Genomic DNA, 12,246 nt, shown 5'->3' on the forward strand with positions numbered 1-12,246 from the left:
CCCCCTCAGTGGTGGTGGTCGTGATCGTGGGGCTCATGCCCCCAGAATATCAAGGCGTCGCGCCCCTCCACCACCATGTCCACCGTGCGCCCCACGGGCAGCAGCACCTTGGTGGGCACATGCCCGAACGGCAGGCCGGTATAGATCGGGGTTTTGGTCTTTGAACGCAGCCAGTCCGTCACGGTCTTGAGCGAGAAGCCGCGGTCGTAGCCCGGCACCGGCTTGAAGCGGTTGAACGAGCCCAGCAGCACGGCCTTCTGCGCGTCGAGCACGCCCGCCAGCAGCAACTGCGTCAGTTGGCGCTCCAGGCGGTACGGGTGCTCACCCACGTCTTCCAGGAACAGCACCCCGCCCTTCACCCCCGGCAGGTAGGGCGTGCCCACCAGCGAACACAGCACGCTCAGGTTGCCGCCCCACAGCGTGGCTTCGTGCACGTGTCGCCTGGGTTTGGCGGCGTGGGCCCTGGCGTCGGCCAGCGGCAGGGTCCAGCCCGAGCCCTCGGCCGAGCCATCGAGCAAGTCGCCGAAGCAGGCCAGCATGATCTCGTCGGGTTCGGCCTCGGTGCCGAAGTCCTCGCCCAGCGCGGGGCCGGCCCAGGTGGTGGCGCCGGCCTTGGCGAACAGCGCCAGCTGCAGCGCGGTGAAGTCGCTCAGACCGACGAAGCGCGTGCCTTTGTCGATGGCTTTCGTGATGGCCTTGTAGGGCAGTTCGGGCAGGAGGCGCGTGAGCCCATAGCCGCCGCGCGAGATCAGCGCCACGTCGGCGCCACTGGCCGCGGCGCGGCCGATGGCGGCCAGGCGGGTGGCGTCGTCGCCCGCAAAGCGCATGTGGGCGCGCAGCGCGTCGGCGTCGATCTCGACCTCGTGGCCCAGGGCCTCGAGCCGCTTCACGCCGCGTCGGAACGCGGCCTTGTCGCGCACCGCGCTGGCAGGGGAATAGATGTAGATGTGGCTCATGAATCCGAAGGAGAAAAATGCCTCAGGGCCGCGCGCGCGATGGGCTCGCCGTGCTCCTGCACGAAGTGACCGGCCTGGGGCAGCAGCATGGGTTCGGGGCAGCCGCGGATGTCCTCGCGCAGCGCGCGCATCACCGGCTCGCCGAGCACCGGGTCCTGCTGGCCGATGGCCATGAGGCTCTGGCCTTGCCACTGCTCGCGCCAGAAGCGGCGCGCCTCACGGCCGACGGCGGCGCCGTCGCTGTCGGGAAACTCGGGGACCATGGGCGGGAACGCGCGCAAGGCGGCGCGGTGGCCGCGGTCGGGGAACGGCGCGTCGTAGGCCGCGCACTCGGCCTCGCTCATCTGCGGGTTGCCGCGCGCAAACAGGCGGCTCACCGAGAAGTCGGGCTTGCTCGCGCACATGTCGCGCCAGGCCAGGAAGCCCGGCGACAGCGGCGCCTCGCCGGTGGCCAGTGTGGTGTTCATCAGCAGCACGCCCCGGTAGCGATCGGGCGCGGCCATGGGCAGCGTCAGGCCCAGCAGGCCGCCCCAGTCCTGCACCACCAGCACCACATCGCGCAGGTCCAGCCGCTCCACGAATTCCAGCAGCACCTGGCGGTGCCAGGTGAAGGAATGGGCGCCGTCCTTCTTGGGTTTGTCGCTCTTGCCGAAGCCGATGAGATCGGGCGCGACCACGCGATGCCCCGCACCCAGGAACACCGGGACCATGTGGCGATAGAGGTAGCTCCAGGCCGGGTTGCCGTGCAGGCAGAGCCAGGTCAAGGTCCGCTCGCCCTGAGCCTGTCCAAGGGCTGGACCTTCGTCCAGGTAGTGCAAGCGAAGCCCGCCCAGCGCGGGCAGATCGCTCAGGTAGCGCGGTGCCCAGGGGTAACCGGGCAGGTTCTCGAAGGCGGCATCGGGTGTGCGCAGGGCGTCCTCGCGCAGGGGATGGGGGTTCATGCGGCGCTCCTTGAAGAATTCGCGCAGCAGCTCGGCGCCTGCGCTGGCCAGCACGCCGCCCTGAACCCGCGTCTGGTGGTTCAGTTGCGGCTGCGCGAAGAGGTCGATCACCGAGCCCGCGGCGCCCGTCTTCGGGTCGGGGGCACCGTACACCACGCGGTCCAGCCGGGCGTGCAGCATGGCCCCGCTGCACATGGCGCAGGGCTCCAGCGTCACGTAGAGGGTGCAGCCGTCGAGCCGGTAGTTGCCCAGGCGGCGCGCGCCTTCGCGCAGGGCCACCATCTCGGCGTGCGCGCTCGGGTCGTGCGAGCCGATGGGGGCATTGCGGCCGGTGGCGATGACGGCGTCGTTCTTCACCAGCACGGCCCCCACGGGCACTTCGCCCGCCTCGGCGGCGGCGCGGGCCTCGTTCAGCGCCAGGCGCATGAAGGCTTCGTCACGGTCCTGGCTCGGCGTCATGCGGGCGAGTGTAGGCGAGCGCCCTCACCCGACGCTCTTTCAGAGGGGAAGGATCCGAACGGCCCGCGCGCTCTGGCATGATCCCGGGTTGCCCAGGGAAAACCCTCAATAAATGTCCACCCCCCGCACGAGCGGCCGGCTGTGGGAGCTCGACGCGCTGCGCGGCCTCATGCTGGTGCTCATGACCCTTACCCACATGCCCACCGGCTTCTCGCCGGTGCTGAGCCAGCCCTTCGGCTTCGTCTCGGCGGCGGAGGGCTTCGTGTTCCTGTCGGCGCTGCTGGCCGGGCGCGTCTACGGCGCGCGGGCCGAACGCGTGGGTGTCGCCGAGCTGCGCGCTGCCCTGTGGCGGCGCGCCGGCCAGCTCTACCTGTGCCAGCTGGCGCTGCTGCTGCTGGCTTTCACGCTCATCGCCTGGTTGGGTGTGGTGCGCCACCAGGGTGGCGTCACCGGCTTGCTCGAGTACTTCTTCATCGACCGCGCGACCGCCGTGGGCGCGGCGCTGGTGCTGCTGCACAACCCGCCGCTGCTGGACGTGCTGCCGCTCTACATCCTCTTCATGCTGGTCACGCCCTGGCTGCTGGTACACGGCCGCCGCCACGGCTGGCGTGGCCTGCTGTGTGCCAGCCTGCTGCTGTGGCTGGCCGAGCAATGGGGCCTGGGCGCGGCCCTGCATGGCCTGGCGCGCGCCTACGGCTGGCCCGTGCCCTACCGCGACATGGGTGCCTTCCACCTGTTCGCCTGGCAGCTGTTGTGGGTGGCCGGGCTGTGGCTGGGCAGCCGCCGCACCCCGATGCCGCGCCCGCGCTGGTGGGTCTGGGTCCCGGCGATGCTGCTCGCGGCGGCCGCCCTGCTCTGGCGCCACATGGTGGGGCAAGACCCGATGCCCGGCGTGCCGGCGGTGGCCGCGCTGTTCGACAAATGGTCCCTGGGCCCCCTGCGCCTGCTCAACGGCGCCTGCCTGGTCGCCTTGCTGCTGGTCAGCGCGCCGCTGTGGCGTGCCCTGCCTCGCCCGCTGCCGCTGGAACTGCTGGGCCGCCAGTCGCTGCCGGTGTTCTGTGCGCACCTGGTGATCGTGCTGTTCACCCTGGCGTTCTTCGGCTCGATCCAGACCCTGCGGCCCTGGAGCACCGACGCCCTGCTGCTGGCGGCCGCCTTCGCCAGCCTGTTCGCGGTGGCGCTGGCCGCGCAGTGGCGCGACGGGGGCGGTCGCCTGCGCCCCATGCTGGCGGGCGCCCTGCGCTGAGGTTCCCCGGACCCGCGGCCGGGAACTTCACCCGTGGCCCGGCGCTCCAGCCAGGCTGAACCTGCCCGCCTTGCGGCCCGTGCCCAGCGGGCCGGGCTGCGCGTCTCCTCAAACCGCTTCCGCCATGCGATCCACGGACACCCGTCGCTGGGAGCTCGACGCCTTGCGCGGCCTGATGCTCATCCTGATGACGACGACCCACCTGCCGACGCGCTATGCGTCGATCACGGGACAGCCCCTGGGCTTCGTCTCGGCCGCCGAGGGCTTCGTCTTTCTCTCCGCCTACATGGCCGGCCTGGTGTACGCGGCCCGCGGACGGCGCGACGGTGAGGATGCGATGCGCCGGGCTTTCTGGGGGCGCGCGGTGGCGCTCTATGCCTGCCAGATCGCGCTGATCGGCTTCGCCTTCACCGTGATCGCGGGCCTCGCCGTGGCGGGCCGCCAGCCCGCCGTCACCGACCTGCTCGCCTTCTACCTGGCCGAGCCGCTGACGGCCATGCTGAGCGCGGCACTGCTGCTCTACAACCCCGCGCTGCTGGACATCCTGCCCATCTATATCGTGTTCATGGTGGTCAGCCCGCTGGTGATCATGCATGGGCGCCGCGGTGCCTGGGGCTGGATGCTGGGGCTGAGCCTGGCGCTGTGGTTCGGCGCTCAATTCGGCCTGGGTCCCCTGCTGCACGGCGCCCTGCAGCGGGTGGTGGCGCTGCCCGTGCGTTACCAGGACATGGGCGCCTTCGAGATCCTGGCCTGGCAGTTCCTGTGGATGCTGGGCCTGTGGATGGGCGCCACGCGGCACGAGGCAGGCCCGAATCCGGTGCCGCCCATCCCGCGCTGGATGCTGTTGCTGGCGCTGTTCATGGCGCTGCTGTGCTTCGTCTGGCGCCACGCCGTCGGCCAGGTGCCGCTGCCGGGCGTGGACGCGGTCAATCGCCTGTTCGACAAGTGGACGCTGGGGCCGCTGCGCCTGCTGGACTTCCTGTCGCTGCTGTTGCTGGCCCTGCATGTCGGACCGGGCCTGGCGCGCCGCCTGCCGCGCCTGCGCGCGCTGGAGCTGCTGGGGCGCGCCTCCCTGCCGGTGTTCTGCGCGCACCTGGTGATGTCGCTGGTGGCGCTGGCGCTGCTGGGCGCGGCCACCGATCAGCGCGCCTGGTGGATCGACACCGCCGTGCTGGTGCTGGGACTCGCCGGGCTGTGGGTAACGGCCTGGGCCACCCGGGCCCTGGAGCGCTGGCGACGCGGTGCCGCCGGGCGCGCCGGCGCGGTGTCCGTCGTCAGAGCTTCAGACGCGCCGAGATGAGGTCGCGCCAGATGCCGTAGCCGGTGGCGTTGAGGTGCAGGCGGTCAGCGCCGAACAACTCGCCCCGGGGCCGGCCGGCCTCGTCGAGCATGGCGCTGTGCACGTCGATGAAGTCGAGCTGGGGATGGCCGTCGGTGTAGGCCTTGATCAGCCGGTTGGTGGCCTGGATCGCGGGCAGCAGCAGTTCGCGCGCCGGGCTGGGTTTGATCGAGACGAAGGCGATGCGCGTGGCCGGCGCCGCCTGCAGAACCTGCTGCACGAAGCGCTCGTAGCGCAGCAGCACCTCGGCCGGCGTGGCGCCCTCGTCCAGATCGTTCTCGCCCGCGTACAGCACCACCTGGCGCGCCTGGTAGGGCAGCACCAGCCGGTCGATGAACGCCACGCAGTCGGCCAGACGCGAGCCGCCAAATCCGCGCTTGATCACCACCGGCTGCTGCTGGAAGGCCGTCTCCAGCTTGTCCCACAGGCGGATCGAGGAACTGCCCACGAACAGCACGCCACCGGGCTCGGGACGTGACAGGCGGTCCTGCTCGGCGAATGCCTGCAGGCTGGTGCGCCAGCGCAGCTCGGCGGCCAGCGGGTCGAAGGCGGCGCGCGCCACCGCTGGCGCGACGACGGCGGGCGGCAGGTTCACCAGGCGCTCCACCGCGCTGGTGGTGGCGAAGCCGGCGGGCAGCGCGACGGGCGCTGCAGGGCCGGCAGGCTGCGCCCCCGCCAACGGGCTCAGCGCAGCACCCAGCGCGCACGCGGCGAGCCGCCGACGGATCGTGAAACGGTCGCTCATGATGGTTCGGTGGTTCCCAGGTTCAGCCGGCGCATCCAGCCCGCCAGGGCCTGCTCCTGCTCGCCGCCCTGTTCATACAGGCGCAGCATCGCCGCGTGGGATTCGCGGCGGTGCTGGTTGAGCTTGACCTTGCAGCGAAGTTCCAGCACCCGCAGCTCGAAGGCGTGGATTCCCTGCATGAGCTTGTGCTGGAAGTCCTCGGGCAGGCTGCGCCACTGCTCGGCGTAGGCAGGGTCGTGTTCGTGGATGAGGTGCTTGAGCAGGCGGTCCTTGTCGTCGAAGGACTCGATGAAGCGCGCCTCGACGCGCGCCTGCACCATGAGGTAATTCCAGGTCGGCACGCGCTGCACATCCGGGTAGACGCGCGGCGTCATGTAGGCGTGCGGGCCGTTGAAAACCACCAGGGCCTGGGGCCGCTCGCGCAGGTGCGCCGCCTGCGGGTTGGGCCGGGCCACGTGGCCCAGCAGGGTGAGGCCCTCGCCCCCTTCCCCGCCGTCCACCGCATGCAGCGGCAGCGGCGTGAGGAAAGGAAACCCCGCCTCGTCGGTGGTGATGAGCTGCGCGAACGGGTGCGCGCGCATCAGCGCCAGCGCGATCGCTGGGTCCGTGGTGGCGAACTGGGGTGGGAGGTACATGGGTCGACCGCCCAGGGCTCGAGGCGGCCGGGGCGTCCACGGATTGTTTCATATGCAATCTGCGGCGTCGCCCGATGTGATGCCGCTGTCATGCGGGGAAACCATGATCGCGGCCACACGAGCCGTCGTTGCCGGAGCCTCCCCATGCCGAATCCGTTCAAGTCCCTGTCCCTCACCCTGCTGGCGGGCGTGCTGCTGTGCCTGGCCCTCGCGGTGGCCGCCTGGCGCACGGGACGCCTGGCCTGGTGGGGGGCGGAAGGCCTGGCGGTGGGCGCGCTCGCGGCGGGTTTGTGGCTGCGCCGGCGGCCCCGCCGCCTGGAGGCGGACCCCGAGCGCTGGGCGAGTTTCTGAACGCGCCCGCGCGGATCAGGCGCCGCCGCTGAACACGCCGCCGTAGCGCTTTCTCAGCTCGTTCTTCTGCACCTTGCCCGTGCCGCCCACGGGCAGCGCGTCCAGGAACACCACGTCTTCGGGCACCCACCACTTGGCCACCCGCTCGCCCAGAAAGCCCAGGATCTCGTCCTTCTCCAGTGCGGCGCCGGGCTTGCGCACCAGCAGCAGCAGGGGCCGTTCGTCCCACTTGGGGTGCTTGATGCCGATCACCGCCGCCTGCGCCACGGCCGGGTGGCCGGCGGCGGCGTTCTCCAGGTCGATGGAGCTGATCCACTCGCCGCCACTCTTGATCACGTCCTTGGTGCGGTCGCGGATGGTCATCACGCCGTCGGGGGCGATGGTGGCGATGTCGCCCGTGGGAAACCAGCCATCCACCAGGGCCGTGCGATCGGCCTTGTAGTAGCGCTCCACGATCCACTGGCCGCGCACCATCAGTTCGCCCTGGGACGTGCCGTCGCGCGGCAGCGTGGCGCCCATCTCGTCGACCACCTTGATTTCGATGCCCGAGACCACCTTGCCCTGGCGCGCCACCAGGGCGTGGCGCTCCTCGGCCGGCTTGTCCCAGTCGGCCGCGCTCAGGTTGCTCAGCGTGGCGATGGCGGCGGTCTCCGTCATGCCCCAGCCGTGGCGCACCTCCACGCCGTAGACGTCGTTGAACTTCTCGATCAACGCGCGCGGCATGGCCGAGCCGCCCACCGCCGTGCGTCGCATCGTCGAGAACCGCAGGCCGCCCTGTTCCACGTGCTGCAGCAGGCCCATCCAGATGGTGGGCACGCCGGCGCTGATGGTCACCTTCTCGCTTTCCATCAGCTCGTACAGGCTGGCGCCATCCAGGCGCGGGCCGGGCAGCACGATGCGCGCGCCCGCCACCATGGCCGCGTACGGAATGCACCAGGCGTTGATGTGGAACATGGGCACCACCGGCAGGATGCTCTCGCGCGTGGACAGGCCCAGCACGTCGGGCAGGCAGGCCGTGGTGGCGTTGAGCACGATGGCGCGGTGCGAGTACAGCACGCCCTTGGGGTTGCCCGTGGTGCCCGAGGTGTAGCAAAGCACCGCGCCGGTCTTCTCGTCGAATTCGGGCCAGTCGAAGGTGTCGGGCTGGTGGGCGATCAGGTCCTCGTACGCCAGCGGTTTCACCGCGCCGGCGGCGTCGGGCAGGTGCACGGCATCGCTCAGGCAGACCCAGGCCAACACCCGCGGGCACTTGTCCGCGATGGCTTGCACCAGCGGTGCGAAGGTGCTGTCGAACAGCACCACGCGGTCCTCGGCGTGGTTGAGGATGTAGACGAGCTGCTCGGGGTGCAGGCGCGGGTTGCAGGTGTGCATCACCATGCCGCTGCCCGAGACCGCGTAGTAGGCCTCCAGGTGGCGGTGGTTGTTCCAGGCGATGGAAGCCACCGCGTCGCCGGGCTGCAGGCCCAGCCCGCGCAGGGCGTTGGCCAACTGGCGCGCGCGCCGGGCGATCTGGGCGATGCTGAAGCGCACGGTGGGGCCGTGCGTCTCGCGCGAAACGACCTGTTGATCGGCGTGCTGCGCGGCGCTGTGTTCGAGCAGGCCCGAGATCAGCAGCGGGCGGTCCATCATGAGGCCGGGTTTGAGCATGGGGCTTTGTCTCCTGGTGGCGCACAAGGCGCTTGTTGCGTAGGCGGGTGTGGCCCGCCATTCTCAGTCGAAGCCGACACCAGCGGGCCGGGGCCCACGAGGGCCCCACGAGGGCCCCACGAGGACGGGCGCCGGTGCGATGATGGCGGCGCTCACCTCCCCGCCCATGGACGCCCTCCACCACCCCGCCTTCCAGAGCCTCGCCCAGCCCGCGCTGCTGTGCCTGGCCTGCCTGGCGCTGCTGCGCACGGCCCGCGCCCCCGCGCTGCGCCCCTGGTGGCCCATGGGCGGAGCCATTGCCCTGGCGCTGTCGCTGGGCCTGTGGCCCGGCCTGTTGTGGCCCACCACGGCACAGGCGCACAAGCTGCCCTGGATCGCGCTGCTCGGCCTGCTGGCCATGCTGCCCGCGCTGCTGGGCTCGCGCGCCGCGCGCAGCACCGACGCGCCCGCCCGGCCCTGGGGCCTGGGCGCGCTCGCCTGGCTGGGCGCCGCGGCCTGGCTGCTGGGCCCCGTGCCCACGCCGGGTCGCCTGCTGGCGGTGCTTGCGGGCGTGCTGCTGCTGGCCTTGCTGGCCTGGTCGCCGCGCGCGCCACAGGCCGAGCCCACCGGTGCCGCCGGCTCGGCCGCCGCGCTGGCGGTGGCGCTGCTGGGCCTGACGGCGCTGGGCGGCCTGGGCGGCTCCCTGTTGCTGGCCCAACTGGGCCTGGTGCTGACGGTGTGCGCCGCCCTGCCCGGCCTGTGGACCTGGGGCCTGCCGCGCTCGGGTCTGCGCCTGTCGGCCGCCGCGCTGATGCCGCTGGGTGTCGCGGGCCTGGGGCTGGCCTGCCTGGTGTACATGGGCGGCCAGGCCCCGGTGGCTTCGCTGGGCTGCTTGGGCTTGTCGCTCACGGCGCCCTGGTGGCTGGCCGGCACCACCTGGAGCGCGCGCCACTGGCGCTGGCGACCACTGGTGGTGGCACTGCTGGCCGCGCTGCCGGTGGCACTCGCCCTGTTCTGGCAGGCCAGTGCCGGCGCGCCCCCGGGCGATGCAGGCAGCACCGACCGGGACGACCCCTACTACACGCCGCGTTGGCAATAGCGAATAGCGGCACATGGCGCGCCCCGGCGAACCCAAGCTCCAGACCCTGACCGACGTGCCGCGCGACTGGCCGGCGCTGTGGGCGCGCCTGCTGGCCGTGCGCCTGGGCACCGCAACCGGTGGCCACGCCGGACCGGCCCTGAGCAACGGCGAGGGCTGGCGCCTGCAGGGCCGCTACAGCGCGCGCAGCGCGGAGCTGTTCAGCCTCTACAAGCCGCTGCTGGACGCGCGCACCGCGCACGACGGCCGGCCCTGGGTGATGGCCCAGATGGGGCAGAGCCTGGATGGCTTCGTGGCCACCGCCACGGGCGACTCCTACTACGTGAACGGCGCGCACAGCCTGCTGCACCTGCACCGCCTGCGCGCGCTGTGCGACGCGGTGCTGGTGGGCGTCGGCACGGTGGCCATCGACAACCCGCAGCTCACCACGCGCCGCGTGCCGGGGCCGAACCCGGTGCGCGTGCTGTTCGACCCGGCGGCCAGCCTGGACGGCCACGCGCGCGCGCTGCGCGACGGCCTGGCGCCCACGCTGTGGCTGTGCGACGAGCGCCACGCCCAGGCCGCGCGCGAGCGGCTGCCGCGCGGCCTGGCCGCGCCGGCCGAAGTGCTGGGCGTGCCGGGGCTGCTCGACGCCCCGGGCGACGGCCCGGACGTGCGGCGCGCCGTGGCCGCCCTGGCCGCGCGCGGCCTGCGCCTGCTGTTCGTGGAGGGCGGCGGGGTCACCGTGTCGCGCTTTTTCGCCGCGGGGGCGCTGCAGCGGCTGCACCTGGCGGTGTCGCCGGTGCTGGTGGGCCAGGGCCGGCGCGGCTTGCGCGTGCCGGCACAGACGGTGATGGCCGACTGCCCGCGCCCGCCCGCCCACCGCGTGGCACTGGGCGAGGACACGCTGTGGGACCTGGATCTGTCCGGGGCGGTGCCGCGCGGCTGAAGCCGCGCTCCGCTCAGGGGCGGGGCATGGGCTCGCGGTCAGCGCGCGGGCCAGGCCAGCAGGTCGAGGTGTCCCACACGCAAGCGGCTCGAGTCGATCGCACGCAGTCGCCGCGCCCGCCACGCCCGCACCCGCGGTGCCTGCGTCGGCTCCTGCTCGATCGCGGCCCGCGCGAAGCCTTCGATCATGGCGGTCGTCATGGCCTGGTCCCCGGGCCCCACGCGCCAATCGCTGCGCCCCAGCGCCACCCGGTAGCCGCGCGCGCGCAGCGCCTGCGCCAGCCAGGGCACGGCCCGCGCGCCCAGCGCCGGCCCCAGGCCCTTGTCGCGGCCCTGGTGGGCGGCGAACAGCCCGCCGATCCAGGCGTCGTCGGCATCGGCCGGCGACCAGGTGTGGCCACCGTCCACGTTCAGGGCGAAGAACAGCGTGGCGCGCGCTTCGCTGGCGTGCCGCACGAGGTCGCCCAGCCAGTCGGCACCCGCCAGGTCCAGCAGCGCGGAAGCGGTGACCAGTTGCACCGCCGCCCAGGGCAAGCTGGGCAGCCCACGCGCGAGCTCGGCCTCGCGCCGCAGCAGCGTGGCGTCGAAGCCCCGGCCGCGCCAGCGCAAGGGCGCGTCGAGCGAGCTGGCTGCATCGGCGGGCAGCGGCCAGGCGCGCAGCAGCGCCGCGTCGTGGTCCAGCGCCAGCCAGTGCTGCTCGCCGCCCAGCCGCGGCGCCAGCCAGCGCCAGTTGGCGCCCGTGCCGCAGCCCAGGTCCATCACGCGCCAGGGGCCCTGCCCGGGCCTCAGGGTCCGCAGGCGCGCCACCAGCCGCGACGAACCGTCGCGCGCCGCCGCGTCGAAAGGTCCGCGCAGCGCGAGCCAGTCGGCGTCGAACGCCTCGGCGGTGCTCACTGGACTACCCTCCGTGCTGCGCACTGCGGGGCTGAGCGCCTTGGGAGCGGCCCGGCGGCGCTCATTCCCTGGCCCCCATCACCGCCTCGATCACGGCGTCGAAGCGCGCCGCCTGCTCGGCCCACGAGGGCAATCGCCGGGCGGCCTCCCGAGCGCCCTCGGCCAGGCGCTCGCGCAGCGCGGCGTCGGTGATGACCCGGGCCAGTGCCTCGCGCCAGGCGGCCTCGTCGCCCGCCGGGGGCAGCAGGCCCGCCCCCGGTGGCACCGTGCTGGCCAGGGCGCCCGCAGGGCTCGCCACGATGGGCAGGCCGTTCAGCAGGGCCTCGTTGATCACCATGCCGAAGCCCTCATAACGCGAGGCGAGCACGAAGACATCGGCCGCCGCGTAGCGCGCGTGCAGCGCCGTGTCGACCAGTTCGCCGTGCCACACCACCCGCCCCGCGAGCGGCCCCGAAGCGGTGCTGGCGATCAGGCCACTCGCGCAGGCCGTGTCGCGTTCGGCGCTGCCCACGCAGTGGAGGGTCCAGTGCAGACCGACGAGGCCCGACAAGGCGCGCAGCAGCAGCGCGTGGTCCTTGCGGGGCGTGAGCGTGGCCACGCAGAGCAGTTGCACGCCCTCCGCCTTGTCGGGACGCGGCAAGGATGGCGGCGGGTGATTGCCCGGCTCCACCACCGCGATGCGCTGCGCCGGCACGCCGAGCGCGGCGACCTCGCGCGCGGTGGTGGCGCTGACCGCCACCACCTGGCGCACGTGCCGCAGCGCCTGGGTTTCCAGTTCGCGCAGCCGGCGCGCCTGCGCCGCCTCCAGCCCGGTCTCCAGGTGCAGCGGGTGGTGCACCAGCCCCAGCCAGCGCAGGCGCTGCGCGTGCGGCGCCACCTCGGCGCCCAGCGCGCCGAAGGCCAGGCCGTCGGCGATCACGCAGGCGCCTTCGGGCAGGGCCGCGAAGGCCGCGCGCGCCGCCGCCCGCGTGGCCTCGGCGGGCCAGGGCCAGTCGCCGTCCAGCCGCAGCACGTCCACCGCGCGGCCG

General features: G+C 72.9%; 12 protein-coding genes. 5 read left to right on the forward strand and 7 right to left on the reverse strand.

Annotation, left to right across the window (positions count from 1 at the left end):
- Window positions 1–5: 5 nt before the first annotated feature.
- Together GTO19_RS14430 and tadA are read right to left on the reverse strand one after the other, a co-directional pair.
- Window positions 6–956: an LD-carboxypeptidase gene (locus GTO19_RS14430; RefSeq protein ID WP_291021708.1), complete on the reverse strand. Its 951-nt coding sequence runs from the start codon at window positions 954–956 to the stop codon at window positions 6–8.
- Complete coding sequence (tadA, locus tag GTO19_RS14435; RefSeq protein WP_291021709.1) at window positions 953–2,356, reverse strand: tRNA adenosine(34) deaminase TadA; 1,404 nt, start codon at window positions 2,354–2,356, stop codon at window positions 953–955. The genes GTO19_RS14430 and tadA overlap by 4 nt, the downstream gene beginning before the upstream one ends.
- Window positions 2,357–2,468: 112 nt before the next feature.
- Here tadA and opgC (GTO19_RS14440) point away from each other — a divergent pair, with 112 nt between their 5' ends.
- Complete coding sequence (gene opgC / locus GTO19_RS14440; RefSeq protein WP_291021710.1) at window positions 2,469–3,602, forward strand: OpgC domain-containing protein; 1,134 nt, start codon at window positions 2,469–2,471, stop codon at window positions 3,600–3,602.
- A gap of 124 nt (window positions 3,603–3,726) precedes the next feature.
- Window positions 3,727–4,902, forward strand: a complete 1,176-nt coding sequence (opgC, locus tag GTO19_RS14445; RefSeq protein WP_291021711.1) for an OpgC domain-containing protein — start codon at window positions 3,727–3,729, stop codon at window positions 4,900–4,902.
- On the opposite strand, the gene GTO19_RS14450 is transcribed toward opgC (GTO19_RS14445), so the two are convergent.
- On the reverse strand, window positions 4,877–5,686 hold the full coding sequence (locus GTO19_RS14450; RefSeq protein WP_291021712.1) for a GDSL-type esterase/lipase family protein: 810 nt from the start codon (window positions 5,684–5,686) through the stop codon (window positions 4,877–4,879). The two genes, opgC (GTO19_RS14445) and GTO19_RS14450, sit on opposite strands and share 26 nt — an antisense overlap.
- Window positions 5,683–6,321 carry an FMN-binding negative transcriptional regulator gene (locus GTO19_RS14455; protein ID WP_291021713.1) on the reverse strand — a complete coding sequence of 213 codons (639 nt, stop codon included), beginning with the start codon at window positions 6,319–6,321 and terminating at the stop codon, window positions 5,683–5,685. Before GTO19_RS14455 ends, GTO19_RS14450 begins: the two co-directional genes overlap by 4 nt.
- A gap of 144 nt (window positions 6,322–6,465) precedes the next feature.
- Here GTO19_RS14455 and GTO19_RS14460 point away from each other — a divergent pair, with 144 nt between their 5' ends.
- Window positions 6,466–6,672: a hypothetical protein gene (locus tag GTO19_RS14460; RefSeq protein WP_291021714.1), complete on the forward strand. Its 207-nt coding sequence runs from the start codon at window positions 6,466–6,468 to the stop codon at window positions 6,670–6,672.
- A gap of 15 nt (window positions 6,673–6,687) precedes the next feature.
- Here the strand turns inward: GTO19_RS14460 and GTO19_RS14465 are convergent, their stop codons facing one another.
- Window positions 6,688–8,319, reverse strand: a complete 1,632-nt coding sequence (locus GTO19_RS14465) for a long-chain-fatty-acid--CoA ligase (protein ID WP_291021715.1) — start codon at window positions 8,317–8,319, stop codon at window positions 6,688–6,690.
- A 166-nt stretch (window positions 8,320–8,485) separates the two neighbouring features.
- On the opposite strand from GTO19_RS14465, the gene GTO19_RS14470 reads away from it, so the two are divergent.
- Complete coding sequence (locus tag GTO19_RS14470; protein WP_291021716.1) at window positions 8,486–9,397, forward strand: hypothetical protein; 912 nt, start codon at window positions 8,486–8,488, stop codon at window positions 9,395–9,397.
- A gap of 13 nt (window positions 9,398–9,410) precedes the next feature.
- Window positions 9,411–10,325 carry a RibD family protein gene (locus GTO19_RS14475; protein ID WP_291021717.1) on the forward strand — a complete coding sequence of 305 codons (915 nt, stop codon included), beginning with the start codon at window positions 9,411–9,413 and terminating at the stop codon, window positions 10,323–10,325.
- Between the two features lie 38 nt (window positions 10,326–10,363).
- Here GTO19_RS14475 and GTO19_RS14480 read toward each other — a convergent pair whose 3' ends face one another.
- Window positions 10,364–11,218 (reverse strand): class I SAM-dependent methyltransferase, encoded by an 855-nt coding sequence (locus GTO19_RS14480; protein ID WP_291021718.1) that lies wholly within the window; start codon window positions 11,216–11,218, stop codon window positions 10,364–10,366.
- A gap of 61 nt (window positions 11,219–11,279) precedes the next feature.
- Window positions 11,280–12,246 (reverse strand): glycosyltransferase family 4 protein (locus GTO19_RS14485; RefSeq protein ID WP_291021719.1); only part of this gene is annotated, 967 nt, incomplete at its 5' end.

Source organism: Hydrogenophaga sp. (assembly GCF_011772445.1).
GTDB lineage: Bacteria > Pseudomonadota > Gammaproteobacteria > Burkholderiales > Burkholderiaceae_C > Hydrogenophaga.

Coding starts and splice junctions, on each gene's coding strand:
- GTO19_RS14430 (WP_291021708.1), bottom strand. CDS start 956: ATGAGCCACATCTACATCTATTCCCCTGCCAGCGCGGTGCGCGACAAG.
- tadA (WP_291021709.1), bottom strand. CDS start 2,356: ATGACGCCGAGCCAGGACCGTGACGAAGCCTTCATGCGCCTGGCGCTG.
- opgC (WP_291021710.1), top strand. CDS start 2,469: ATGTCCACCCCCCGCACGAGCGGCCGGCTGTGGGAGCTCGACGCGCTG.
- opgC (WP_291021711.1), top strand. CDS start 3,727: ATGCGATCCACGGACACCCGTCGCTGGGAGCTCGACGCCTTGCGCGGC.
- GTO19_RS14450 (WP_291021712.1), bottom strand. CDS start 5,686: ATGAGCGACCGTTTCACGATCCGTCGGCGGCTCGCCGCGTGCGCGCTG.
- GTO19_RS14455 (WP_291021713.1), bottom strand. CDS start 6,321: ATGTACCTCCCACCCCAGTTCGCCACCACGGACCCAGCGATCGCGCTG.
- GTO19_RS14460 (WP_291021714.1), top strand. CDS start 6,466: ATGCCGAATCCGTTCAAGTCCCTGTCCCTCACCCTGCTGGCGGGCGTG.
- GTO19_RS14465 (WP_291021715.1), bottom strand. CDS start 8,319: ATGCTCAAACCCGGCCTCATGATGGACCGCCCGCTGCTGATCTCGGGC.
- GTO19_RS14470 (WP_291021716.1), top strand. CDS start 8,486: ATGGACGCCCTCCACCACCCCGCCTTCCAGAGCCTCGCCCAGCCCGCG.
- GTO19_RS14475 (WP_291021717.1), top strand. CDS start 9,411: ATGGCGCGCCCCGGCGAACCCAAGCTCCAGACCCTGACCGACGTGCCG.